The following is a 25770-nucleotide window of genomic DNA, read 5'->3' as shown; positions in this document are numbered from 1 at the left end:
CCGCTCTGCGGGGCGGCGGGCACCCGGCCGGTGCGGAATCAGCTCCCGCCGTACTGGGCCCGGAGGGTCTTCTTGTCGATCTTGCCGACGCTCGTTTTCGCGATGGCCTCCACGAACTCCACCCGCTCGGGCACGGCGTAGCGGGAGATGATGCCCTTCTCGGCGTACCCCTGGAGAAACGCGCGGATCTCGTCGGCCGTGAGTTTGCCCTCGAACCCGGGCTTCGGCACCACCAGGGCCATGGGCCGCTCGCCCCATTTGGGGTCGGGCACCCCGATCACGGCACATTCACTCACGCCCTCGACCTTGGAGATCAGGTCCTCGATGTCCAGCGACGAGATCCACTCCCCGCCCGACTTGATCACGTCCTTGATCCGGTCGGTGATCTTCACGTAGCCGTCGGGCCCCTGCACCGCCACGTCGCCGGTGTGCAGGTATCCGCCCCGCCAGAGGTTCTCGGAGTTGGCCGGGTCCTTGAGATACCCCTGGGTGAGCCACGGCGCCCGGACCGCGATCTCGCCCGAGCTCTTCCCGTCCCGGGGCAGGGGGTTCATCTCCTCGTCCACGATTTTGAGGTCCACGAGCGGGATCGGCCGGCCGGTTTTGCACCGGATCGCCGCCTGCTTCTCGGGCGGCAGCGACAGGGCCTCGGTGTCCAGGTGCGCGAGGGTGAGCACGGGGCAGGTCTCGCTCATCCCGTAGCCCGTGTAGATGTCGATGCCCCGGGCCAGCGCGGCCTGGCAGAGCCCCTGGGGCAGGGCCGATCCGCCGATGATCACCTTCCAGCCCGAGAGGTCCACCTCCTGGGCCGCCGGGCTGGAGAGCAGCATGTGGAGGATCGTGGGCACGCAGTGGCTGAAGGTCACCCCCTCGTCCCGGATGAGCTTCAGGAGCACATCGGGGGCGTACCGTCCGGGATAGACCTGCTTCACCCCCAAAAGCAGCGCCACGTAGGGAATGCCCCAGGCGTGCACGTGGAACATGGGGGTGATGGGCATGTACACGTCGTCCCGGTGGAACCGGCCCTGGGCGCCGGGCATCGCGAGCGCCGCCGTCACGGCCAGGGTGTGGAGCACGAGCTGGCGGTGGCTGAAATAGACGCCCTTGGGGAGCCCCGTGGTGCCCGTGGTGTAAAAGGTCGTCGCCCGGGTGTTCTCGTCGAGGTCGGGAAACGCGTAGCCCGGATCGGCCGCGGCCACCATCTCCTCGTACTCCGCCTCGAAGGGCACCGAGCTTTCGGGCCGGGACCCGTCGTCGGAGAGGAGCACGAACTTCACGGGCCGCTCGATGCGGTCGCGGATCGCCTCCACGACCGGCACGAAGTCGGTGTGCACCAGGATCACGTCGTCCTCGGCGTGGTTGATGGTGTAGAGGATCTGCTCGGGGGAGAGCCGTACGTTCACGGTGTGGAGCACGGCCCCCATCATGGGCACGGCGTAGAAGCACTCGAGATACCGGTGGGAGTCCCAGTCCATCACGGCCACGGTGTCCCCGGGCTTCACACCGAGGCCGGCCAGGGCCGAGGCGAGCCGCCCCACCCGCTCCCGGAGCTCCCGGTAGGTCATCCGCTTCCGGTCCCGGTACACGATCTCCTGGTCGGGGGTCGACGCCAACGGGGAGTGCCACAGCTGCTTGATCAACAGCGGGTAGCCGTAGGCCGAGGGGGTGCGGGGGATGGTCAGGTCGTTCACGGGACTACCTCCTTGAAAATGGGGGAACCAAAAATCGCCCCACGAGGGGGCCGATCGAGCCACGGTATCGTGAATGAGTCCTCATTCATACAAATGATACGGCTGAGCCTCCGCCGCCCAGCCGCCTAGCCGCCTCGTCACCAACGCCACCGCGTGGGCCGAGATCCCCTCCCCCCGCCCCTCGAACCCGAGCCCCTCGGTCGTGGTGGCCTTCACCGTGACGGAACCCGGGGGAAGCCCCAGGGCCCCGGAGAGGTTCGCCTCCATCCGGGCCACGTGGGCCGCCACCTTGGGCCGCTGGGCCACGAGGGTGGCGTCCACCCGGAGCACCCGGTACCCGGCCTGGGCCGCGAGTTCCCCGATCCGCCCGAGGAGGTCGAGGCTCGGCGCGTCTTTCCACCTCGGATCGGAGTCGGGGAAGTGGCGGCCCAGGTCTCCCAGGCCGCAGGCCCCCAGCACCGCGTCCCCCACGGCGTGGGCCAGCACGTCGGCGTCGGAGTGGCCGAGGAGCCCCCGGTCGTACGGGATCTCGACCCCCCCCAGCACGAGGCGCCGGCCCTCCACGAGGCGGTGAACGTCGTAGCCGTGCCCCACGGCCGTGGGCACGGCCGGGGCAAGGAGGGCTTCGGCCATCCCGAGGTCCTCCGGGAAGGTGATTTTGAGGTTTCGGGGGTCCCCCTCCACGAGGCGCGGCCTTCGGCCGAGGGCCTCCACGGCCCCCGCCTCGTCCGTGGGGGGTAGGCCCCGGGTCAGGGCCTGTGTGAGCGCGTCGAACAAAAGCTGGAGGGGAAACACCTGGGGGGTCTGGGCCCGCCACAGGCCCGCCCGGGGCACCGTGGCCTCGACCCGACCGTCGTCATCGGCCCGCTTCAGGGTGTCGGCAACGGGAACGGCCAGGAGGGCGCCGTCCGGCCGGGCGGCCTCGGCCAGCCGGTCGAACCGGCCGGTCGGCGGAAACGGCCGGGCCCCGTCGTGCACGAACACGAGATCGTCCGGGGCCGCCCCCCGGTCCCGAACCCCCCGGAGGCCCGCGAGCACGCTCTCGCCCCGCTCGGCCCCGCCCGGCACCACGTCGACCGGCATCTCGACGCCGGCCGTCCGGGCGATCTGCCGGGTTTCGTCGAGGGCGTCGGCCGGCGCGGCCACGCACAGGGCCGCGAACCGAGGCCAGCCAGCCAGGGCCCGCAGGGTGTGCGCGAGCACCGGTTCCCCCGCGAGCGGCAGGAACTGCTTGGGCACCCCCGCCCCCATCCGGCGGCCCGCCCCCCCGGCCGCCACCACCCCCCAGCACCTCACGCCCGGCGTCTCCAGACCCGCCGGCGCTTTCCGGATTCCGCCTCGGGCTCGGCCCCCTCGGGCCGGGCGAAAATCATCCGGCCGGCCGAGGTTTGGAGCACCGACGTCACCACGGCCTTCACCGGCTGGCCGATCAAGCTCTGGCCCTGCTCCACGACCACCATGGTGCCGTCCTCCAGGTACCCCACCCCCTGGCCGGGCTCCTTGCCCTCCTTCTGGAGGGTCACCTGCACCGACTCACCGGGGAGCACAACGGGCCGAAGCGCGTTGGCGAGCTCGTTGATGTTGAGCACCCGCACCCCCTGGAGCTCGGCGACCTTCGAGAGGTTGAAATCGTTGGTGATCAGGGTGGCGCCCGAGGTCTTGGCCAGCGACACGAGCTTTGCGTCCACCTCCTTCACCTTGGGAAAGTCCTGGTCGGTGATCCGGACCTCGACGCCCTCCATGGCCTGGAGCCGCTCGAGCACGCTCAGCCCCCGGCGGCCCCGGGCGCGTTTCAGGGGATCGGTGGAGTCGGCGATGCCCTGGAGCTCGTTCAGGATGAACTGGGGCACCACCAAGGGGCCGCCGATGAACCCCAGGTCCACCATGTCGGCCACCCGGCCGTCGATGATGGCCGAGGTGTCGAGGATCTTGGGCGCGATGCTGGCGGCCACCCCGGGTTTCCCCGGGGCCACCCGGAATGCCCTCACGCCCCGGGCCCCGGCCGCGCCCGCGAGATAAAGGAGGCACCCGCCCAGCGGCAGGAGGATCAGGGGATCGTTGACTCCCAGGCCGGCCCGCATGGCCGCCAGGGCCAGGAGCCCCACCAGCACCCCGACCCCGCCGCCGAACACCACGAGCGAGGGGGCCTGACGGACCCATCGCTCGGCGGCCCAGCACCCGAGGAACAGGAGCAGCCCGCCGGCCGCCCCGATCCAGCGGGCCATCTCGCCCGGAAGGAAACCGGGGCCCGCGAAGGCCCCGGCCGTTAGGCAGATCCCGAGAAGGATCGCCCGCACCCAGAACAGCGCCACCCGCTAGACCTCCGTTTTCGTCGCCACGTCCGAGAAGGCCGACAGGATCCGCGCCTGGGCCCGGTTGGGCGGCTCACCGCTCGCCACCGCGATCTCCTGGGCCAGGAGCTCCATGGCCGTGTTGAGCATACGTTTTTCCCCGTACGACAGGCTCTTCCCGGCCCGCAGCAGGTAGAGGTCCCGGAGGACCTTCGCGATCTCCAGGGCCGAACCCGTGCGGATCTTCTCGCTGTAGGCCCGGAACCGGCGGTTCCAGGTCTGGCCGTCGCTCACCCGGCCCCGCTGGCGGAGCACGTGGAACACCTGGTCGATCTCCTCCCCGCCCATCACCTGCCGCAGCCCGACCTCCTCGCTCTTGGAGACGGGCACGATGATGGTCATCCCTTTGTCGAGGATCCGCAGGACGTATACGTCCATCTTCGTCCCCATCATCTCGCGGGACTCGATGGCCACCACCTCCCCCACCCCGTGCCCCGGGTACACCACCTTGTCGCCGATCTGGTACATCACCCGTCTCCTTCCGCGGCCCATCCGGCCGCAACCCCGCGATGAGAGCCCGTTCCCCTGTCCGTTTCGGTGTCACTTCCCGCTGGCACGCTGGAAAGCTGGGGGGCTGGAAGGCCGAGCCCATTCGGAGTCCAGCGTCTTCCCTTGTCCCACCCCCTGGGCGCCGCGCCCCGGGGGCCTTCGACGCCTCCGGGCGCCCCGGTTGGCGCCCCGGCGGCCCGTGTATTACCCTTCGCGGCCGAGCCGTTCTTCCCGGGTTCCCGCAAAGGAGCGTGCCATGGCGTCCGACGTCTATTTCTGCGGCCTGCGAACCAGCCACCGCCGCACCCTGTTCCACAAGATCGACGATCTCCTGGAACGGGCCGGCCTCGCCCAATGTGTCGGCAAGGGCGATCTCGTGGCCGTGAAGCTTCACTTCGGGGAACGGGGAAACGCCTCGTTCCTGCGGCCCGTGTTCGTGCGGCGCGTGGTGGACCGGATCCGGGGCCTGGGCGCCAAGCCGTTCCTCACCGACACGAACACGCTGTACCGGGGGAGCCGCACCGAGGCGGTTAGCCACCTCGAAACGGCCATCCTCCACGGGTTCACCTACGCTACGGTGGGCGCGCCGGTCATCATCGCCGGCGGCCTGAGGGGCAACACCGGGGTCCGGGTGCCGGTGCCCGGGGTCCATTTCCGGGAGGCCTCGATCGCCGCCGAGATCGCCCACGCCGACGCCCTGGTGGTGCTGAGCCACTTCAAGGGCCACGACGTGGCCGGGTTCGGCGGCGCGGTGAAAAACCTCGGCATGGGGTGCGCCACCCGCGAGGGCAAGATGGCCCAGCACTCCGGGGTGTCCCCCAAGGTCAAGGCCAAACGGTGCGTGGCCTGCGGCGAGTGCGCCCGGTGGTGCGCCCACGGGGCCATCGCCGTGGGGGAGAAGGCCTCCATCGACCCCGACCGGTGCGTGGGGTGCGGGGAGTGCATCCTCACCTGCCCCACCGGCGCGATCCAGATCCGCTGGACCGAGGGCCCCCAATCCATGCAGGAGAAAATGGCCGAGTACGCCTGCGCCGCCCTCCACGGCAAGCGCGACCGCGCCGTGTTCCTGAACTTCGTCGCCCAGGTCAGCCCGGCCTGCGACTGCCATGCCCACAACGACGCGCCCATCGTGGCCGACGTGGGGCTCGCGTCGGGCCGCGACCCCGTGGCCCTCGACCAGGCCTGCGTGGACCTCGTGAACGCCTGCCCGGGCCGGCCCGACTCGGCCCTCAAGGCCCATCACGAACCCGGCGGCGACAAGTTCCGGGGGGTCTACCCCGAGATCGACTGGTCGGTGCAGCTCGTCCACGCCGAGCGGATCGGCCTGGGGTCCCGGAGCTACACGCTCACCCAGCTCGACGAGTAAACCGGCGCGGGAGCCCGGCCCTCGGCCCCGTGGAGCGAGCGGATCCGCCCGGTGCGCCCGGCCCACAGGGTCCAGGCCATGGCGAACGCCAGGACCGCGACGAGGATCCAGAGCCAGAGGGTGGGGCGCACGGTCAGCCTCCTGGGCGGGAAGGAATCCTTTATACCACATCCGCCGCGGAACCGGAAAGGCGCTCGGCCGCTTCATCAAACGCCGTTCCCCTTTTTTCCCAGGCATAGCGACCGAACGAAACGCGCAACCGCCCGGGATCCAAGAGCTTTTCTCTACCGGTGCACAACGACCGGATCCGGGCGGCAAGATCGTCGGGGTCGCCATACAAACAGGCGGCGTGGAGCTCGGCCGGCACCACCTCGGGATAGGCGAGCCGGGCCGGCACGAGGGGATGGGCCCCGGCGTAGGCGGCCTCCACCACGCTCAGGCCGAAGTTCTCCTGCCGGGCGGTGCTCACGACGACGTGGCACCGGGCGAGAAGCCGGCCGTAGGCCTTCCGGTCGGGCACGTAGCCCCAGTGGACCACCCGGGATCCCAGCCGGGCCCTCGCCTCCTCGAACACGGGTGGGGCCCTCCCGAACCGCTCCCCGGCCACGGCCACCCGGAAGGGCACCCCCTCGTCGGCAAGCCGCAGGAGAACACCCAAGAAGAGTTCCGGATCCTTGTCGTGCTCCCACCGGTGGTTCCACAGGATCACGGGGGGCCCCTCCCGCGGCCCGGGCTCGGGAATGTCGGCCACCTCCACCCCGGGCCAGAGCACCCCGGAGCGGGCCGCGATCTCGGCCACCGCCCACCGGGGTCGGGCGTCGGGCATGCGGCCGAGAAGCCGGTCGAGCCCCTCCAGGAACGCGTCGCGTTGGAACGCGGAGTTGAAAAACACCCGGTCCGCCGCCAATGCGCTCGTCAGGTTCGTGAACGCGTACTGGAGGTCCCGTTCTGCCGGCGGCTCCCCGGGCCGCGTCGGGTACGCCACCTGGTTTTCGTGAAAGTAGAGGGCCGCGGGCACCCGCCGGGGCAGCAGCGCCCTGAGGTGGGCCAGGTCCAGAAGGCTCGTGGCCCACAGGAGGTCGAACCGCCCGATCCGGCCGGCGAGGACCCGGGCCAGGTGCACCGCCGCCCCCCGCATGCGCCACTTCCAGAACCGGGCCGGCAGGGTCACGAGTTCGATCTCGTGGCGGCTGTGCCGGGCCCACCCCTCGGCCACCGCCCGGTGGCTCCCCCCAAAAAACGGCTCCACCAGCGCGATCCGAAGGCGCCGGCCTCCCGGCCCGAACGTCGTATGATTCATTTCGCCGCCCTTTCCCACCCCGGCCCCAGCCGCCCGGCCCCGGCCGCCGCCCTCCCGAAGACCGAGCCACTTCTCGTTTTCTGCCAGGAGGTTACAAAAAGCCCCACCCGCCCCTCTAGACTTTTCGACAAAACCGGGTTTACTTGGCTTGACATTGAACCCTCATTCACCGTAGCATCCGCACCCCGAATGAACGCTCATTCAGGAGAACACCCATGACCCTACCCCAGATGATCCGCGACCGCCACAACCGTTGGTCCAAGAACCGGGGCTTCCTGGTGAAGCGAGGCGGGGCCTACCAGGACGTGACCTGGGGCGAGTACTACGACCTCGCCTGCCGGGTCGCCCGGGCCCTGGTGGGGCGGGGCATCGAGGTGGGCGACCGGGTGGCGATCCTGAGCCACACCCGGTTCGAATGGGCCGTGGCCGACACGGCCATCCTCACCGCGGCCGGGATCACGGTACCCCTGTATCCCTCCCTCACCCGCCCCGAGGTGAAACACCTCCTGGAACGGAGCGGTGCCCGGATCCTGTTCGTGTCGGACGAGGACCAGGTCCAAAAATGTCTGCCGCTCCTCGACGCGGTGGAGGGACTGGAGCTCCTCGTGGCGTTCGAGGCCGACGCCCTCCGGGGCGTCGGCCGGCCGGACGTGCTGCCCCTCGAGGCCCTCGCGGCCGAGGCCGATCGCACCGACGCCGCGGTGCTCGAGGAGCGGCTGGCCGCCCGGCAGCCCGACGACGTGGCCACCATCATCTTCACCTCGGGCACCACGGGCGAACCCAAGGGCGTCATGCTCACCCACCGGAACATCCTCTCCAACTGCGAGGCCGCGATCGAGGAGTTCGACATCGGCCCGGGGGACGTGCACCTGGCCCACCTGCCCCTGGCCCACATCCTGGAGCGCATGGCCGGGTACTATCTCATGCTCTACACCGGCTGCACCATCGGCTACGCGGAGAGCATCCAGACCGTGGCCGACAACTTCGGCGAGGTGCGGCCTACGATTTCGGTCAGCGTGCCCCGGATTTTCGAGAAGGTGTACGCCGGGGTCCAGACCAAGGCCGCCGAGGCGCCGGCGCCGGTGCGGATGCTCACCTTCTGGGCCCTCAAGGTGGCCCGGGAGGCCGGGGAGGTCCTGGCCGAAAAGCGCCCCCTCACCGGCGGCCTCAAGCTCCGCCACGCCATTGCGGACCGGATCGTGTTCAAGAAGATCCGCGAGCGTCTCGGGGGGCGCCTGCGGTTCTTCATCTCGGGCGGGGCTCCCCTCGCCCCCGAGCTCGCCAAGGCGTTCCTCGCCATGGGGGTTCGGATCTTCGAGGGCTACGGCCTCACCGAGACGTCGCCCGTGATCACGGTGAACACCCCGCGCCGCTGGAAGATCGGCACCGTGGGGCGGCCCATCTCCAACGTGGACGTCAAGATCGCCGAGGACGGGGAGATCCTGGTCAAGGGACCCAACGTGTTCATCGGGTACTACCAGGACGAGGAGAAAACCCGGGAGGTGTTCACGCCCGACGGGTACTTCATGACCGGCGACATCGGCGAACTCGACGCGGAGGGGTTCCTCCGGATCACCGATCGCAAGAAGGACCTCATCGTGACGGCCGGGGGCAAGAACGTGGCGCCCCAGAAGGTCGAAAACGTCCTCAAGATGAGCAAGTACATCTCCGAGGTGATGCTCTACGGCGACAAGAAAAAATTCATCACGGCCCTGGTCGTTCCGGACTTCGAGTGGCTCAAACGCTACGCGGAACTCAAGGGCATCGCCTACTCCTCGATGACCGACCTCGTGAACCACCCCCAGGTCCAGGACTTCTACCACCGGCTGATCCAGGAAACCCAGCAGAAGGCCGAGCTCGCCTCCTACGAGTCGGTGAAGAAGTTCGTGCTCCTCGACCACGAGTTCGCGGCGAACCAGGGCGAGGTCACCCCCACCCTCAAGATGCGGCGAAAGGTGATCACCGAGCACTACAAGGACAAACTCGAAGCCCTGTACGAGGAGGATTGAGATGGGCGCCGCGCAGGAGAGACGGGCCGAGCGCGAACGCCAGATCCTCGAAGCCGCGATCCGGGCCTTCAGCCGCCACGGCTACCACCAGTGCACCGTGGCCCAGGTGGCCCGGGAGGCCGGGGTGGCCGACGGCACCATCTACATCTACTTCAAGGGCAAAGACGATCTCCTGGTGTGCGCCTTTCGCCACGTGCTCGAAACCATCCTCGAGGAACTCGACCGGGACCTCACCGACATCACCGACCCGCTGGAGCGGATCCGGTTCCTCGTGGAGCGCCACCTGGAGGTCATGGAGCGCGACCCGGAGCTCGCCGCGTTCCTCCAACTCCAGCTCCGCCAGCCCGACGCCTCGATCCGCCAGGCCATCGCCGAGCCGCTCCGGGCCTACGCCCGCAAGATCGAGCAGGTGGTGGACGAGGCCAAGGCCGCCGGCGCGGTCCGGACCGATCTCGCCACCCACGTGATCCGCCGCGTCCTGTTCGGTGCGGTGGACGAGACCGTCTCGGCCTGGGTTCTGAACCCCCGCCGGGGGCCGCTCAAACCCAAGGCGCAGGCCATCTGCGACATCGTATTCCACGGCATCCGCGCGCCCCGATCGGGGCAGTAACGTCCACGACGAACCCGTCGAAAGGAGGTAGTTGCCATGCCCCCCATCCGAAAGGCCGCCGTCCTAGGCGCCGGCGTCATGGGAAGCGCCATCGCGGCCCATCTCGCCAACGCCGGCATCCCCTGCCTGCTCCTGGACATCGTGCCCCGGGAGCTCACGGAAGACGAAAAGAAGAAGGGCCTCACCCTCGAAAGCCCCCAGGTCCGGAACCGCTTCGCCCAAAACGGGCTCCAAAACGCCCTGAAAGCGAGCCCCGCCGCGTTCGCCCACAAGAGCCTCGCCCGGCTCGTGACCCCGGGGAACTTCGAGGACGATCTCCCGAAGCTCGCCGAGGCGGACTGGGTGGTGGAGGCCGTGGTGGAGCGGCTCGACATCAAGGTGTCGCTCTTCCAGAAGGTGGCCGCCCACCTCAAGCCGGGCGCCCTTCTCACCACCAACACCTCGGGGCTTTCGGTCAACGCCATGGCCGAGGCCCTGCCCGAGGATCTGCGACCGCGGTTCTTCGGCACCCACTTCTTCAACCCGCCCCGGTACATGCACCTTCTGGAGCTCATCCCGGCGCGGGGGACCGATCCCGAGATCCTGCGGGAGTTCGCGGCGTTCGCGGAGAAGCGCTTGGGCAAGGGCGTCGTGTACGCCAAGGACACCCCCAACTTCATCGCGAACCGGATCGGGATCTTCTCCATGCTCTATACCCTGCGGGCCATGGAGAAGCACGGCCTCACCATCGAGCAGGTGGACGCCCTGACGGGCCCGGCCCTGGCCCGGCCCAAGTCGGCCACCTTCCGCACCGCCGACCTCGTGGGCCTCGACGTGCTCGCCCACGTGGCCCGCACCCAGTACGAGGGCGCTCCCGACGACGAGCGCCGCGAGGTGTTCCAACTCCCCGGCTGGGTCAACGCGATGATCGAAAAGGGCCTCCTCGGCCAGAAGGCCAAGGCCGGCTTCTACAAGCGGGTCAAGGAGAACGGGAAGAAGGAGACCCTGGTCATCGACCCGGCCACCCTGGAGTACCGGCCCAAGGGCAAGGCGGACTTCCCGGTGCTCGCCGAGACCAAGAACATCGAGGATCCCGCGGCCCGGGTGGCCCGGCTCGTGGCCGACAAGAGCCCGGCCGGGGCGTTCGTCTGGGACATCCTGGCCGAGACACTTCTCTACTGCGCCCGGCGGATTCCCGACGTGGCCGACGACATCGTCTCGATCGACCGGGCCCTGAAATGGGGGTTCGGCTGGGAGGTGGGCCCCTTCGAGATCTGGGACGCCCTGGGGGTGCCCAAGAGCGTGGAGCGCATGCAGGCCGATGGCCGCGACGTGCCCGAGGGCATCCTGGCCCTGGCCGAGTCGGAAACCCCGAGCTTTTACGTGCGCGAAGGGCTCGACGTCAAAATCTGGGATCCGGTGAAGAAAGCCCACGTGCCCCTGGAGGCCCGGCCCCGGGTGGTGGTGCTCGCCGACCTCAAGCGGATCGAGCGGGAGTGGTACCGCAATCCCGAGGCCAGCCTGATCGACCTCGGCGACGGCGTGGCCTGCCTCGAGTTCCACTCCAAGATGAACGCCATCGGCGGCGGCATCATGCAGGCAATCCACAAGGCCATGGCCGAGGCCGGCACCCGGTTCGACGCGCTGGTCATCGGGAACCAGGGCGAGAACTTCTCGGTGGGCGCGAACCTCATGATGCTCCTGTTCGAGGCCCTCGAGGGGAACCTGCCCGAGATCGACGCCATGGTCCGGGCGTTCCAGAACGCCACCATGGCCCTAAAGTACGCGCCGGTGCCCGTGGTGGCGGCCCCGTTCGGCCGGGTGCTCGGCGGCGGGGCCGAGGTGGTGCTCCACTCCCACCGGGTGCAAGCGAGCCTCGAGACCTACATGGGCCTCGTGGAGGTGGGCGTGGGGCTTCTGCCGGCCGGCGGCGGCACCAAAGAGCTGCTGCTGCGCTGGATGAGCCGCTACCCCGAAGGCACCGGCGCCGACCCCATGCCCTTCGTGCAGAAGGCCTTCGAGGCCATCGGCATGGCCAAGGTGAGCCTGAGCGCCCGGGAGGCCTTCGACCTCGGGTTCCTGCGCACCGGCGACCGGATCACCATGAACCGGGAGCACCTCATCCACGACGCCAAGAGGGCGGCGCTCGATCTCCTGGAGACCGGGTGGCAACCGCTGACCCGGCCCGAAACCGTGAAGGTCCTGGGCCGGGACGGGCTCGCCAACATCCGCTCCATGCTTCACAACATGAAGGTAGGCCGGCACATCACCGAATACGACGCGGTGGTGGGCGAGAAGGTGGGCTGGGTGCTCTGCGGCGGCGAGGTGGACAACGGTTCCGTGGTCACCGAGGACTACCTGCTGGACCTCGAGCGCCGGGGGTTTGTGGAGCTCTGCGCCCAGCGAAAGACCCTGGAGCGGATCCAGCACATCTTAAAGACCGGCAAGCCGCTGCGGAACTAGTCGAGGCGGGAAGGCGAGAACGCTGGAAAGCTGGGAGGCCGGAAGGCCTCTGACGGCTCCGGGCCGGAGTTCCCGTTTCCAGCCTCTGGGTTGCAACTTCCTCGTTTCGGATCTCTCGAAGGAGATGAACCATGCGTGAGGCAGTGATCGTTTCGAGCGTGCGCACGCCGGTGGGCAAGGCGTTCAAGGGCGCCCTGGCCACCGTGCGGCCCGACGACCTGGCGGCCGTGGCCATCAAGGGCGCCCTGGCCCGGGTACCCAACCTCGACCCGGCCGAGATCGACGACGTGATTCTGGGCTGCGCCTTCCCCGAGGCCGAGCAGGGCCTCAACGTGGCCCGGCTGGCCCTGCTCCTGGCCGGGCTTCCCGAGACCGTGCCCGGGCAGACCGTGAACCGGTTCTGCTCGTCGGGCCTCCAGACCATTGCCATGGCGGCCCAGGCCGTGATGACCGGCATGGCCGAGGTGGTGCTGGCCGGCGGGGTCGAGAGCATGACCCGGGTGCCCATGACCGGCAACAAGATCATGGTGAACCCGGATCTGGTGCAGAGCGTGCCCGACTCGTATCTCAACATGGGGCTCACGGCCGAGAACGTGGCCGAGCGGTTCGGCATCACCCGGGAGGACCAGGACGCCTTCGCGCTCTCGAGCCACCAGAAGGCCTTGGCGGCCCAGGCCGAGGGCCGGTTCGAGGAGGAGCTCGTGCCGGTGCCCGTGACCCGCTATAAGCCCGGCAAGAACGGAAAGCCGGTGGAGGAGTCCTTCACCCACACCAAGGACGAGGGCCCCCGGGCCGACACCTCGCTGGAAACCCTGGCGAAGCTCCGCCCGGCCTTTCGCGAGGGCGGAACGGTCACGGCCGGGAACGCGAGCCAGATGTCCGACGGCGCGGCCATCTCCGTGGTCATGAGCGCCGAGAAGGCCCAGGCCCTGGGCCTAGAGCCCCTGGCCCGGTTCGTGTCGTTCGGCGTGGGCGGGGTGGACCCGGCCGTCATGGGCATCGGGCCCGTGGTGGCGATCCCGAAGGCGCTCAAGATCGCGGGGCTCCAGCTCGCCGACATCGACCTCATCGAGCTCAACGAGGCCTTCGCGAGCCAGAGCCTCTACGTGATCCGGGAATTGGGGATCAACCCCGAGATCGTCAACGTGAACGGCGGCGCCATCGCCCTCGGCCACCCCCTGGGGTGCACCGGCGCCAAGCTCACGGCGACGCTCCTCCACGAGATGAAGCGCCGTAAGGCCCGGTACGGCATCGTAAGCATGTGCATCGGCGGCGGCATGGGCGCCGCAGGCGTTTTCGAAAACCTGCAACGGTAAGAGGGAGGAACCCACCATGAGCGAGACCTATGTGAAGGGCGGCAGCTTCCTCGTCCGGGAGACCACCCCCGACGAGGTGTTCACCCCCGAGGATTTCACCTCGGAGCAGCTCCAGTTCGCCAAGACGGCCCGGGACTTCATCGAGAACGAGGTCATCCCCCGCAACGACGAGATCGAGGAGAAAAAGCCCGGCGTCGTGCCTGAACTCATGCGCAAGGCCGGGGAGCTGGGACTCCTCATGGCCGACGTGCCCGAGGAGTACGGCGGGCTCGGGCTCGACAAGGCCTCGAGCGCGCTCATCACCGAGAACATGTCGGGACAGGGCTCGTTCTCCGTGGCCTACGGGGCCCACGTGGGCATCGGCACTCTGCCCATCGTGTACTACGGCACCGAGGAGCAAAAGAAAAAGTACCTTCCGGGCCTGGCCGACGGGACGACGATCGGCTGCTACTGCCTCACCGAGCCCACGGCCGGTTCCGACGCCCTGTCGATCCGCGCCAAGGCCGTGTTGAGCGAGGACGGCAAGCACTACATCCTCAACGGCACCAAGCAGTTCATCACCAACGGCGGATTCGCGCAGGTGTTCACCGTGTTCGCCAAAGTGGACGGCGAGCACTTCACCGGGTTCGTCCTGGACAAGGACACCCCAGGGCTCAAGATCGGCCCCGAAGAGCATAAAATGGGCATCCACGGGTCCTCCACCACCACGGTGATCCTCGAAGACGCCAAGGTGCCCGTGGAAAACGTGCTCGGCGAGGTCGGCAAGGGCCACAAGATCGCCTTCAACATTCTGAACATCGGCCGGTTCAAACTCGGGGCCGGCGCGGTGGGAAGCTCGAAGCGCGCCCTGGACCACGCCCTGGCCTACGCCCTCGAGCGCAAGCAGTTCGGCCGGCGACTCGCCGACTTTGGGGCGATCCGGGAGAAGCTCGCCGAGATGTACGCCCGCACCTACGCGGCCGAGTCGGTCGTGTACCGCACCGTGGGCCTGATCGACCAACTCCTGGCCCAGAGCGGAGGCGGCCACGGTGAGACCGCGCTCCAGGCCATCGAGGAATACAGCGTCGAGTGCGCCATGGTGAAGGTGTTCGGCTCCGAGGTGCTGGACTACGTGGTGGACGAGACGGTTCAGGTGTACGGCGGGTACGGCTACTGCGCCGAGTACCCGGCCGAGCGGTTTTACCGAGACAGCCGGATCAACCGGATCTTCGAGGGCACCAACGAGATCAACCGGCTCCTGGTGCCCGGCATGCTGCTACGCAAGGCCATGAAGGGCGAGGTGCCGCTCTTCCAGGCGGCCAAGGCCCTGCAGGAGGAGCTCATGGGCATCCCGAGCCTCGACATCGAGGCCGACCTCGAGCTCCTGGCCGCGGAGAGGAAGATCGCCGCCAATCTCAAGAAGATCTGCCTCTTCGTGGCTGGGGTGGCGGCCCAGAAATACGGGAAAGCCCTGGCCGAGCAGCAAAACGTGCTCCTGCGGCTCGCCGACCTCGCCATCCAGGCCTACGCGGCCGAGTCCACCGTGCTCCGGGCCCTCAAGGACGCCGCCAGGCGGGGCGAGGAGAAGGCGGCCCTGCCGATCGCCGCGGCCAAGATCGTGACCGAGGAGGCCGCGAGCATCGCCGAGGCCACGGCCCGCGAGGCCCTGGCCGCCATGGAGGAGGGCGACACCCTCATGACCATGCTGGCCGCCCTGCGGCGCCTCGTGCGGCGCACCCCGGCCAACACGGTGGCCGCCCGGGAGACCATCGCCGCGAAGCTGGTGGAGATGGAGCGGGTGGTCTGGTAAACGGGTTTCTCTCCCTGGGAGGGGCCGGCACCGACCCCGGCCCCTCCCCCTTTTTCGCTGGATTTTGCCCTCAAACATCGTTTACAAGGCACGAAGGCCCGTTCACCACTCTTACACAAAGGAGGGTCCCATGAGACGAACGGTCCGGTTCCTCACTCTGCCCTTGGCCGCGGCTCTCGTGCTCGCGGCCTGCGGCTCCCCCCCCGACGACAACGTGGCGGCGAAACCCGCGCCCACGCCGACCACCCCGGCCGGCACGGCCAAGGTCACGGCGGTCTACGACCCCACCCGCGAGATCATGCCGCTCCCCAACGACCTCGTGTGGCTCGCCGACGGGGACGAGGAGGTGGAGTTGGCCCTGGGCGCCGACGCAGCTCCCGAGCTCGTGCAACTCGCCCAGGTGATCGAGGCCATGGGGCTCAAAGGGCTTTCCCCTAACATGTTCCTGACGATCCCGGTGTCCGGGGCCGTGGACGAGTCCACCCTCGAGGTCCTCGTGTTCCGGCTCGACGCCCAGGAACTGCCCCGCACTACGGCGGCCTTCACCGTGGAAGAGGCGAACGGTGTGCTCAAGTTGATTCCCAAGAACCCGTTCGCGGCCGGCGGGTCCTACGCCGTGGCGGTCAAGATGGGACTCCTGGACGAAAACGGCTTTCCCGTGGAGCCCAGTCCGGTGATGAACGCCCTCAAGAGCAAGACCTCCCTGGAGGGCACCGCCTTCGCGGCCCTGGAGGACCTGCGGGCCGCGTTCGACGCCCAGCTCTTTCCGGCCCTCCAGGCGAACTTCGGGTGGGACCGCTCCGACGTCTTGCTCCTGTGGACCTTCCACACGGCGGACGCCACCCTGACCCTGGCGGATGAAGACTCGATCATGGCGGCGTTGGGTGCGGGAAACCCCGACGCGCTGAAACTCCCCTACGACGAGTTCGAGGACACCGTGGCCTTGTTTAGGGGTGCCTCGGCCCAATGGCCTGCCCCGGCGAACGCCGTGGCGTGGCAGAACCCGGCGGACGGAAGCTACGGAGCCATCCCGATCCCGCTGCCCGTCGCCACCGTGTGGGATGGGGCGGGTCTCACCGGCGTCGTCCCGAACGACGCCCTCGAATCGGTGTACTTCGGTAAATTCTCATCCCCCCTCCTGAACACACTCCAGACCGAGGGAGGCCCCACGGGCACGGACGTGACCTTCGTCCTTCTCACCCCGGATCCTGACGCCTGCGGGACCGGCCCGTACACCGCTGTGCTCTTCCAGCACGGGCTCGGCCGCACCAAGGAAGACGCGTTCGCCCTGGCCAACTCGCTCGCCGGCGCCTGCCTCGCCACCCTGGCCATCGACGCGCCGTTCCACGGTGACCGCGCCGTCGAGGGGCAGGAGTTCTTCACCGCCAACCTGCTCGCCGACCGGGCCAACGTGTACCAGGCCGCCATCGACCTCTGGGAGGCAATGGACGTGGTCGGCACGGTCGATCTCGACGGCGACGAGGCGCCCGACCTCACGAACCCCCGGTTCGTGGCCCACTCCCTTGGCTCCATCATCGGTTCGGTGTTTCTGAACGCCGACACCCGCCCGGAGAAGATCGTTCTTTCGAGCCCGTCGGCCGTCCTGGCCAACGTCCTCGACGATTCGGCCCTGCCCCAGCTTCAGGACCTCGTGGGAAGCCTCGGGTTCACCAAGGGCACCACGGAGTACTACGTGTTCCTGAACATCGTCCAATGGCTCATGGACCCTGTGGACGGCGCCTACATGGGGATCGGCGAGAACGGCACCGACAAACTCCTGGCCCTGTTCGCTTACGGGGACCCGGTTGTCACGTACGTGGCGAGCAAGGTGTTCCTGAGCGAGATCGGGATCAACGAGGGAGACGTTTTCGAGGTTGACCCTGACGCGATCGATCCCGTGGCAATCATGGGGGGCGACTTCACCACGGTTCCCACGCCCGTAGCCGGCGCCTTCCAGTACGGACTGCCCGGAAAGCCGGTCGTGCACAGCTTCCTCCTGAGCCCGGCTACCATCGACTCCGAAACCGGCGAACGGATTCCATACTACCCCGAGGGCGTGTACGACGATGCCCTCCAGGCGGCCGCGACCGCGGGGGCCCAAGCCCAGACCGCGTTGTTCCTGGCCCCGTCAGCCGGCGACTAAGAACCTAGAACGAGTGATCTTCCCTTTTTCCAGGAGGTTGAGCGATGAGACGCAGTTGGACGTGCTGGATTGCCGGGCTGGCGATCGTGGGACTCTCGGCCCCCGCCTTCCCGGCCGGGTTCCACATCCGGGAGCAAGGGGCCAAGGCCATGGGCATGGCCAACGCCTTCGTGGCCCAGGCCGACGACGCTTCCGCCCTCTTCTTCAACCCGGCGGGTCTTGCGTTCCAGAACGGAAGTCAGGCGAGTCTTGGCGTTACGATCATTCAGGTCCCGGAGACCGAGTTCGAGGGGAAAACCTGGCTCGGCGACCCCAACGTGGCGAGTTCCGAGTTTTCGGGCAAACAGAGCGCACGGCCCGACATCTTCTTCCCCCCAAACCTCTACCTGACCCACTCCCTCAAGTCGTCCCCGGTGGCCTTCGGTATCGCCGTCAACTCGCTGTTCCCGCTCGCGAAACGCTGGGATACCACGAGCCCGTTCCGAGACGATGTGAAGGAGGTGGCAATCAAACCGATCAACATCAACCCCACCGTGGCGTTCCGGTGGAAGAACCTAGGCCTCGCCTTCGGAGTGGACTACACCTACGGCAGCCTGTGGCTCGAAAACAGCCCCTACACGACGGTGTACGACGGGGCCGGAAACCCGGTGAACCTCAATGTCGGCGACCTAGAGGTCGAGGGCATGGGGGACGGGTGGGGGTTCAACTTCGGGCTCCTTTGGAAGCCGGTGGAACAGTGGTCGTTCGGGATTTCCTATCGTAGCCGGATCAAGCTCGAGGTGGACGACGGCGACGCCGACCTCATGGTGAGTCAAAAGGCCCAGGAGGTTCTGGGCCTTCCCAGCCACGTGAACACCGACGGAAGCACCGACCTTACGCTGCCCGACGCCTGGAGCTTCGCCGTGGCGTGGCGTCCCACCAAGCGGCTCACGCTCGAATTCGACGTGGACCGGTTCGGGTGGAGCTCTTACGACGAACTCACCCTCGACTTCGAAGACGAGGCCGTGCTCCACGACGAGACCCTGCCCAAGGACTGGGAGAACACCTGGACCTTCCGGTTCGGGGCCCAGTACGCCGTGACGGCGAACCTGGACGTGCGGGCGGGGTACGCCTACGACAACACCCCGGTACCCGATGACACCCTGGGCCCCGATCTTCCCGACTCCGACCGGCACAACGTGACCTTGGGGCTTGGGTGGCACAACGAACACGGGGCGCTCGACCTCGCCTACATGGCCGTGCTGTTCAAGGACCGGAGCGTCTCCAACCACATCCAGGACGGCGAATACAAAAGCGAGGCCCATCTCTTCGCCGCCAACGTGAGCTTCTGGTTCTGAGGAAGCCCCTAAACCACAAACGAAACCGCCCGCCCCGGACGCGCCGGGGCGGGCGGTTTCGTTTGGCGGGCGGCCGTACCGTCGTCCGGCCGGCCCTCACTCCCCCGATGCCAGGGCCTTGTCCAGGGGCGGCGGCCCGACCGGTTCCCCCGCTCCCCCTCGGTGCCCGCGGGCCGGACGGCCGAGAAGGAAGCGGGCCACCCGGGCCGCGTCGTCCACCACCAGGTACAGGGCGGGCACGAGGAACAGGGTCACCGTGGTGGACACGGCCACGCCGAAGGCGAGGCTCACGGCCATGGGAATGAGGAACTGGGCCTGGACGCTTCGCTCGGCGATCATGGGCACCAGGCCGAAAAAGGTGGTGAGGGTGGTCAGGAGCACCGGCCGGAACCGCCGCACCCCGGCCTCCACGGCGGCCCGCGCGGGCGGGGTTCCCGCGGCCCGGGCCCGGTTCGTGTAGTCGATGAGCACCAGGGCGTCGTTCACCACCACGCCGGCCGCGGCCACGATCCCGAACATCGACAGGAGCGTGAGCGGCATCCCCAGGAGCACGTGGCCCCACACCGCGCCCACGATGCCGAAGGGGATCGCGGTCATGACGATCAGGGGCTGGACGTAGGACCGGAACGGGATGGCGAGCAGGGTGTAGATGGCCAGGAGCGCCACGGCGAACCCCTTCCACAGGCTCCCCAGGGATTCCCGCCGGTCCTTCTCCTGGCCCTCGAAGCTGTAGGCGAGCCCCGGGTAGTCCGAGAGGATGCCCGGAAGGTGCCGGGCGGCGAGATCCGAGAGCACCTCCTGGGCGTTCGTCACGTCCTCGTCCACGTCGGCCAGCACGTTGATGACCCGCTTTCGCTCCTCGCGGCCGATGGTGGCGTAGCCCCGGGTCAGCACCACCTCGGCCACCTCGGAGAACGGCACGGCCGCCCCGCCGGGGGCCCGCACCCACATGGACTCGATGTTCCCCAGGCTCCGGCGCTCGGCCTCGGGGTAGCGCACCATGACCTTGACCTCGTCCCGGCCCCGCTGGACCCGGAGGGCCTCCTCGCCCCTGAGGGCCGCCCGCACCTGCCGGGCGAGGTCGTTCAGGGTGAGCCCCAGGAGCCGGGCCTCGGGCTTCAAGCGAAGCCGCATCTCGAGCTTCCCCTCCTGGAACGAGTCGCGGATGTCGGTAACCCCCGGGTAGGCGGAAAGGGCGTCTTTGACCCGGGCGGCCGCGGCCTCCAGGGTGTCGAACCGGTCGGCCGAAAGGCGCACCACGATGGGCTCGCCCGAGGAGAAGAGGCTCGAGGCGAAGGTGAGGGATTCGGCGCCCGGAATCGAGCCGGTGAGTTCCCGCCACCGGGCCGCCACCTTGGCCGAGGGGGTGTCGCGCTCCTCTGAGGGCAGGAGCTGGAGCCGCACCGTGGCGAGGTGGGAACCGCTCGCCCCCCCGCCCTGGGGCCCCGCCCCGCCCGCGCTCTGGCCCACCAGGGTGTAGACGTGGGTCACGAGGGGCCGGCCCCCCTCGGTCATCTCGTCCCGGAGCCGCCGGGCCGCTTCCTCGATCCGGGCCACGGCGGCCGCGGTCTCGGCAAGCGAGGTGCCCTGGGGCATGACGAGGCTGGCGGTGACCCGGTCGGACTCCACCTTGGGGAAGAACACGAACTTGATCCGGCCGCCCGCGATCCACCCCAGGGTCACGAGGAACACGGCGGCGAACAGGGCCACGGTGAGGTACCGCCACGCCAAGGCCCGCCGGAGCACCCAGGCGTAGGGGCCGTTCACGAAGGCGGAAAGCCCCCGGCCGAAGAGCCGCCGGAACCGCTCCAGGGGCCCGGCCTTCGCCCGCGGGGGCGGCACCGAGGAGAGGTGCGCCGGCAGGATGAAGAGGGCCTCCAGGAGCGAGATCGCAAACGCCGCGATCACCACGATGGGAATGACCCGCATGAACTTCCCCATGGTGCCCTCGACGAAAAGAAGGGGCACGAAGGCGGCGATCGTCGTGAGCACCGAGAAGGTCACGGGCACGGCCATCTCCCGGGCGCCCCGCACGGCCGCCTCGGGGCCGGTCTTCCCCTCCTCCAGGTGGTGGTACACCCCCTCCCCCACCACGATGGCGTCGTCCACCACGATCCCGAGCGCCAGGATGAACGCAAAGAGCGAGATCATGTTGATGGTGACGTCCAGGTGGGGCAGGAGCGCCAGGGCGCCCAGAAACGCGACCGGGATCCCCATGGTGACCCAGAAGGCGAGCCGGGGGGCGAGGAAGAGAAGGAGGCTGCCGAACACGAGAAGGAGCCCGAGCCGGGCGTTTCGAAGGAGCAGGTCCCGCCGGGCCTTCAGGATGTCGGTGCGGTCGCGCCACACGGCCAGGCTCACCCCGGCCGGCAGATCGGCCGCGTGCTCGGCCACGTAGCGCTTCACGGTCTCGGCCACGTCGATGGCGTCCTGCTCGCCGGTGCGGTAGATCTCGAGGAGGGCCGCGGGCTTTCCGTCGAACCGGGTGATCCGCTCGGCGTCCTCGTCGAACCCGTCGCGGATCCGGGCGATCTCCCCCAGGGTCACCCGGGTGCCGTCGGGCCGGGCGACGACCATCACGTCCTCGAACTCCCGGCCCGTGTAGCGCTGGCCCTTGGTGCGGACCAGGATCTCGCCTCCCCGGGTCCGGAGCGTCCCGGCGGGGAGATCCAGGCTCGAGCGCCGCACGGCGTCGGCCACCTGGGAGAGCGTGATGCCGTAGCGGCGCAGGGTGGCCTCGGGCACCTCGACGGAGATCTCGTAGTCCCGGGTGCCGAGCACCTCCACCTGGGAGATGTTCGGCAGGGCCGTGAGATCGTCGCGCACCCGCTCGGCCAGGACCTTCAGGGTGCGCTCGGGCACCTCGCCGTAGATCACGAGATCCACCACCTGGCGCCGCCGGGTGACCTCGGTCACCACGGGCTCCTCGGCGTCTTCGGGGAAGGTGGTGATCCGGTCCACCTCGCTTTCCACGTCCCGGAGCACCCGGAAGCTGTCGGCCCCCCGCTCGAGTTCCAGGGTCACCGTGCCCACGCCCTCGGCGGCCCGGGAGGTGATGCTCTTCACCCCCTCCACCGAGGCCACCCGCTCCTCGATCCGGGTGCAGATGGCCTCCTCCACCTCCTCGGGGCTCGCCCCCGGGTAGGCCACCGTGATCGAGATGGCGTCGAGTTCGATGTCGGGGAACACCTCCTGCCGGATGGTGCCCAGGGTGAGGGCCCCGGCCGCGAGTACGAAGATCATGAGCAGGTTCGCGGCGACGTGGTTCTCCACGAACCAGGCGATGGGGCCTCGCTTGACGCCCGGGATCACGGCGCCGCCTCCGCCACCCGCACGGCCATGCCGTCGGCCGCGGCATCGACCCGGCTCACCACCACCCGGTCCCCGGCCTCGAGGCCCTTCGTCACGAGCACCCGGTCGGCCTCGACCCGGGCCACCTCCACCGGCCGGAACCGCAACCGCCCGTCCCCGTCCACGACCCACACCACCCCGCCCTCCCGCAGGGCCTCCCGGGGCAGGGGCACCACGCCCCGCAGGGGCTTCCCCTCGATCCGGGCGGTCACGAAGAGCCCCACCGGAAGCGGGGTCCGGCCGGGCCGGAAGGGGTCGGCCACCCGGGCCACCAGCCCCACGGTACGCGATGCCGCGTCCACCTCGGCCTCGGTGCGCACGATGCGGCCCTCCCACCGGCCGCGCCCGGCGCCGTAGGTCCCCTCCAGCACCACCCGGGGCCCGTTCTGGGGGTCGGGCCGGGCGAGCCAGCCCAGCTCCTCGGTGGCCACGGGGAGCACCACCTCCACGGCGTCGGTGGCGTAGAGCCGGGCCACGGCCCGGCCGGCCGTCACGTACTGCCCCGGATCCACGCTCTCCGAGCGCACCCGGGCCGCGAACGGGGCCCGGATCACGGTGCGTTCCAAGGCGAGCCGGGCCGCCTCCACCCGGGCCCGGGCCGCCTCCAGGTCGGCCCGGGCCTGGCGGAGCTGGGGTTCGCGGAACAGGAGCCCCCCATCCTCGGGCGGGGGCCGGTCGCCGTAGAGTTCTTGCCACTCCTCCCGGGCCGCGGCCGCCTCGGCCTCGGTCCGCTCGAGCTGCACCTTGGCCTGCTCCACCCCGGCCTCGGCCGTTCGGAGCTGGAGTTCGTAGTCCCGGGGGTCGATCCGCAGGAGCACCTCCCCCTCGGCCACGAACCCGCCCGTGACGAGGTTCGGCGACACCTCCACCACCTCGCCCCCCACCTGGGGCACCACGTCGATCTCGGCCGCCGGCCGCACCGTGCCGTGGGCCTCCACCTCGACCCGCACGTCCACCGGTTGCACGGCCGACACCCGCACCAGGGGTCCGAGATGGGGCCGCTCGCGCCGGGGCGGGGCCTTTCGGCTCTCCACCAGGGCCTTGAACCCCAGGAGCCCGCCGGCCAGCACGACCAGGGGCAGCACGGTCATCAGGACGAGCCGGAAAACCTTCCGGCCCCGGGACGTCTCGTTCATGGATCCCCTCTCTGCGTCGAGGCCTCGATCGGGTTCGCCGCAGGCTCGCCGGCCACCCGGTCCTCGTCCCCCCACGCACCCCCCAGGCTGAGCAGGAGGGACACGCGGGCGGAACAAAGCTGGTGCCGCGTCTCCACTTTCTCTAGTTCCGCAGCCAAAAGCGTTCTTCTAGCAACCAACGTGCGCGTCAGATCTTCCAATCCCCTCCGGTACCGGAGGGTCGCGGTCTCCACGGCCCGCTCGGCGTGGCGCCGGGATTCCTCGAGGGCCGCCAGGCGCTCCCGTTGCGCCGCCTCGACGGACAGGGCGTCCTCCACCTCCTGGAGCGCCGCGAGCACGGCCTGACCCCACGCGAGCCGGGCCTGCTCGGCCCGGGCCTCGGCCTCGGCCAGAGCCGCCTTCCGACTCCCCGCGTCGAAAAGCGGCTGGGCCAGGTTGGCGATCAGGGTCCAGAAGGTGTTCGTCCCCAGGGAGAGATCCCGAAGCACGTCGCTCGACCGCCCCCCCGAGGCCGTCAGGGCGAACCGCGGGTAGCGGTCGGCGTCCGCTGCGGCCGCCCGGGCCTGTCCGGCCAGCGCGCGGCGTTCGGCAGCCCGCAGATCGGGCCGACGCCACAGGAGGTCCGACGGAAGGCCGGCCGGCACGGGGGGCGGGGGCGGGGGAAGGGTTGGGGCCGAGTCTTCATATTCTGCAGATTGTGCGCCCATCAACACCATGAGACGGTGCGCTGCGACCTCGCGTTCCTGGCGGAGCAAGGCCAGGCGGGCCCGGTCGTCCTCCACGAGCTGGCGCCCCTGGTGCACGTCGGCCGCCGGCACGAGGCCCCTCCGGTACCGGGACTCCACCACGGCGAGGCGCTGGCGGTCGGCCTCCAGCATGCGCTCCACCACCGCGGTCTTCTCCCGCGCCGCGGCGAGATCGAGCCAGGCCCGCACCGCCTCGGCCACCACGAGGTGGTACGCCCGCTCGGCGTCGTCCCGGGCCGCCTCCAGGTCGAGGCGAGCGGCCTGCTCCAGGTTCGCCACGCGGCCCCACAGGTCGGCTTCCCAGGAGAGGGAGACGGTGAGGTCGTAGCTGTCGTTGACCCGGTCGCCCACCCGCACCTCTCCGGGCGTGCGGGTCCGCTGGGCCCCGAGCGATCCGGTGACCGTGGGCAACCGTGCCGCGCCGGCCCGCGCCGCAGCGGCCCGGGCCTCCCGCACCCGCGCCGCCGCCCTCCGGAGATCCAGGTTCCCCTCAACCACCCGCTCCACGAACCCGTCCAGGGCCGGATCGCCGAAGGTCCGCCACCATCGGTGGGCCAGCACCCGCCCGGCGGCCTCGGCCCGCACCCGGGAGAACGTGCGCGCCTCCAGGGGCACCGGCGGTTCGGGCCGGGTGAGTTCCGCCGGGCCGGCGCAGCCCGCGAGCGTCGCGGCCACCAGCAGCCCGCCCCACACCGCCCGGGGGCTCACGGTTCAACCCCCAGGCCCCGAAGGGTGAAACGGGTCACGTGATCGCAGATCCGGTCCACGGTTTCTCCGTCGTAGGCTCGGCCCAGCAGGTCCTCCAGAACCCGCCGGCCCCGCAGGAAGTGGATCACCTGGCCCATCAGGCTCGCCGCGGCCAGGAGGGCCCCCTCCTCCCCCAGCTCGGGCCGGGCCCGCAGAATCAGGTCCCGGAACGCCTCGTGGTTGGGCCGGAGGATCCGCTCCAGGAGCAACGGGTAGGCCGGCCCGGGGTCCCCCACCTCCCGCATCACCAGGAGCGGGAACCGGCCCCGGTCTCGGCGCTCCTCGTCCAGGATCCGCTCGATCCAGGCCCGAACGAAGTGGCCCACCACGGTCCGAAGGTCCTCCACCGGGTCCCGGCCCCGGGCCTGGGCCAGTGCGGCCTCGCGGACCCGGGCGAGCCGCTCGATCCGCTCCCGGAACAGTTCCAGATACAGGGGTTTCTTGCCCCCGAAGTGGTAATGCACCGCGGCCACGTTGGCCCCGGCGGCCCGGGTGATCTCCCGCACCGTGGCTCCCCGGTACCCTTTTTCCGCGAACACCCGCTCGGCCGCCTCGAGGAGCCGCGCCCGGGTGCCCGGTTCCGCCCGCTGGGTCACCATTCACCTCCGCATCGCCGGGTGGCCCGATCCTACCAAACGGGCGCCCCCGGGGCCCGTAAAGATGGGTAAAGACGGCTGGGACGTTAGGACGTTAGGACGTTAGGACGCTGGGACGTTGGGACGGCGGGACGCCCGGGCGCCCACACGCGCCTTCATGGACGCCGGGTTCATATGCGACCCCCGCCTTCTGGCCACCGCTCCTGGTGAGCGGACACCAGGTCCTGTCGATGAAACGGGAGCTTCAATCATTTGTTTGACGCCGTCAAGCCCTCGGGGGCCAGACTTGCGCCCGCGTCACAGGGAGGGGAAGATTGGGCCGCCCTGCCGCCTCGCGGCCTGGCCGCCCAG

At 69.6% G+C, this 25770-nt stretch carries 18 protein-coding genes; 8 read left to right on the top strand and 10 right to left on the bottom strand.

Translation table 11 applies throughout. The annotated features are described in order from the left end of the window. Nucleotides 1-38: 38 nt before the first annotated feature. The 4 genes from ACY0I8_RS00450 to ACY0I8_RS00435 form a co-directional block, all read right to left on the bottom strand. A complete protein-coding gene (locus ACY0I8_RS00450) occupies nucleotides 39-1691 on the bottom strand; it encodes a fatty acid--CoA ligase (protein WP_459942137.1) in 1653 nt (550 codons plus the stop codon). Nucleotides 1692-1772: 81 nt separating this feature from the next. Further along, entirely contained in the window at nucleotides 1773-2987 is a 1215-nt protein-coding gene (ispD, locus tag ACY0I8_RS00445; RefSeq protein ID WP_459942136.1) for a bifunctional 2-C-methyl-D-erythritol 4-phosphate cytidylyltransferase IspD/2-C-methyl-D-erythritol 2,4-cyclodiphosphate synthase, read from the bottom strand. Continuing rightward, complete coding sequence (locus tag ACY0I8_RS00440; protein WP_459942135.1) at nucleotides 2984-4003, bottom strand: PIN/TRAM domain-containing protein; 1020 nt, start codon at nucleotides 4001-4003, stop codon at nucleotides 2984-2986. The genes ispD and ACY0I8_RS00440 overlap by 4 nt, the downstream gene beginning before the upstream one ends. 3 nt (nucleotides 4004-4006) lie before the next feature. After that, nucleotides 4007-4510 (bottom strand): CarD family transcriptional regulator, encoded by a 504-nt coding sequence (locus ACY0I8_RS00435; protein ID WP_459942134.1) that lies wholly within the window; start codon nucleotides 4508-4510, stop codon nucleotides 4007-4009. Nucleotides 4511-4787: 277 nt separating this feature from the next. On the opposite strand from ACY0I8_RS00435, the gene ACY0I8_RS00430 reads away from it, so the two are divergent. Continuing rightward, nucleotides 4788-5897: a DUF362 domain-containing protein gene (locus ACY0I8_RS00430; protein ID WP_461393134.1), complete on the top strand. Its 1110-nt coding sequence runs from the start codon at nucleotides 4788-4790 to the stop codon at nucleotides 5895-5897. Here ACY0I8_RS00430 and ACY0I8_RS00425 read toward each other — a convergent pair. Further along, on the bottom strand, nucleotides 5870-6028 hold the full coding sequence (locus tag ACY0I8_RS00425; protein WP_461393133.1) for a hypothetical protein: 159 nt from the start codon (nucleotides 6026-6028) through the stop codon (nucleotides 5870-5872). The genes ACY0I8_RS00430 and ACY0I8_RS00425 overlap by 28 nt on opposite strands. Nucleotides 6029-6057: 29 nt before the next feature. Continuing rightward, a complete protein-coding gene (locus ACY0I8_RS00420) occupies nucleotides 6058-7197 on the bottom strand; it encodes a tRNA-queuosine alpha-mannosyltransferase domain-containing protein (RefSeq protein ID WP_461393132.1) in 1140 nt (379 codons plus the stop codon). 215 nt (nucleotides 7198-7412) lie between these two features. Between ACY0I8_RS00420 and ACY0I8_RS00415 the strand changes: the two genes are divergently transcribed. The 7 genes from ACY0I8_RS00415 to ACY0I8_RS00385 all read left to right on the top strand — a co-directional run bounded on the left by ACY0I8_RS00415 (nucleotide 7413) and on the right by ACY0I8_RS00385 (nucleotide 18843). Further along, the gene (locus tag ACY0I8_RS00415; RefSeq protein WP_461393131.1) at nucleotides 7413-9206 is read left to right on the top strand and encodes an AMP-dependent synthetase/ligase; all 1794 of its coding nucleotides are present in this window, start codon (nucleotides 7413-7415) and stop codon (nucleotides 9204-9206) included. A 1-nt stretch (nucleotide 9207) separates the two neighbouring features. Continuing rightward, nucleotides 9208-9816, top strand: coding sequence for a TetR/AcrR family transcriptional regulator C-terminal domain-containing protein (locus tag ACY0I8_RS00410; protein ID WP_459942129.1), 609 nt, complete (start codon nucleotides 9208-9210; stop codon nucleotides 9814-9816). A 36-nt stretch (nucleotides 9817-9852) separates the two neighbouring features. Beyond that, nucleotides 9853-12258, top strand: coding sequence for a 3-hydroxyacyl-CoA dehydrogenase/enoyl-CoA hydratase family protein (locus tag ACY0I8_RS00405; protein WP_461393130.1), 2406 nt, complete (start codon nucleotides 9853-9855; stop codon nucleotides 12256-12258). A gap of 131 nt (nucleotides 12259-12389) precedes the next feature. After that, nucleotides 12390-13574 (top strand): thiolase family protein, encoded by a 1185-nt coding sequence (locus ACY0I8_RS00400; protein ID WP_461393129.1) that lies wholly within the window; start codon nucleotides 12390-12392, stop codon nucleotides 13572-13574. A gap of 16 nt (nucleotides 13575-13590) precedes the next feature. Beyond that, the gene (locus ACY0I8_RS00395) at nucleotides 13591-15363 is read left to right on the top strand and encodes an acyl-CoA dehydrogenase family protein (RefSeq protein ID WP_459942126.1); all 1773 of its coding nucleotides are present in this window, start codon (nucleotides 13591-13593) and stop codon (nucleotides 15361-15363) included. Between the two features lie 130 nt (nucleotides 15364-15493). After that, nucleotides 15494-17506 carry a hypothetical protein gene (locus tag ACY0I8_RS00390; RefSeq protein ID WP_459942125.1) on the top strand — a complete coding sequence of 671 codons (2013 nt, stop codon included), beginning with the start codon at nucleotides 15494-15496 and terminating at the stop codon, nucleotides 17504-17506. 44 nt (nucleotides 17507-17550) lie between these two features. Beyond that, complete coding sequence (locus ACY0I8_RS00385) at nucleotides 17551-18843, top strand: OmpP1/FadL family transporter (protein WP_459942124.1); 1293 nt, start codon at nucleotides 17551-17553, stop codon at nucleotides 18841-18843. Between the two features lie 96 nt (nucleotides 18844-18939). Here the strand turns inward: ACY0I8_RS00385 and ACY0I8_RS00380 are convergent, their stop codons facing one another. The 4 genes from ACY0I8_RS00380 to ACY0I8_RS00365 are packed head-to-tail and all read right to left on the bottom strand — an operon-like array spanning nucleotide 18940 to nucleotide 25419. Beyond that, nucleotides 18940-22155: an efflux RND transporter permease subunit gene (locus ACY0I8_RS00380; RefSeq protein ID WP_461393128.1), complete on the bottom strand. Its 3216-nt coding sequence runs from the start codon at nucleotides 22153-22155 to the stop codon at nucleotides 18940-18942. Continuing rightward, nucleotides 22152-23330 (bottom strand): efflux RND transporter periplasmic adaptor subunit, encoded by a 1179-nt coding sequence (locus ACY0I8_RS00375; protein ID WP_461393127.1) that lies wholly within the window; start codon nucleotides 23328-23330, stop codon nucleotides 22152-22154. The genes ACY0I8_RS00380 and ACY0I8_RS00375 overlap by 4 nt, the downstream gene beginning before the upstream one ends. Beyond that, nucleotides 23327-24784 carry an efflux transporter outer membrane subunit gene (locus ACY0I8_RS00370; RefSeq protein WP_461393126.1) on the bottom strand — a complete coding sequence of 486 codons (1458 nt, stop codon included), beginning with the start codon at nucleotides 24782-24784 and terminating at the stop codon, nucleotides 23327-23329. The genes ACY0I8_RS00375 and ACY0I8_RS00370 overlap by 4 nt, the downstream gene beginning before the upstream one ends. Next, the gene (locus ACY0I8_RS00365) at nucleotides 24781-25419 is read right to left on the bottom strand and encodes a TetR/AcrR family transcriptional regulator (protein WP_461393125.1); all 639 of its coding nucleotides are present in this window, start codon (nucleotides 25417-25419) and stop codon (nucleotides 24781-24783) included. The genes ACY0I8_RS00370 and ACY0I8_RS00365 overlap by 4 nt, the downstream gene beginning before the upstream one ends. Between the last annotated feature and the right edge of the window lie 351 nt (nucleotides 25420-25770).

This window comes from Deferrisoma sp. (assembly GCF_054681715.1).
The sequence above is the reverse complement of the archived record's forward strand: the minus strand, read 5'-3'. Positions and strand labels throughout refer to the sequence as shown.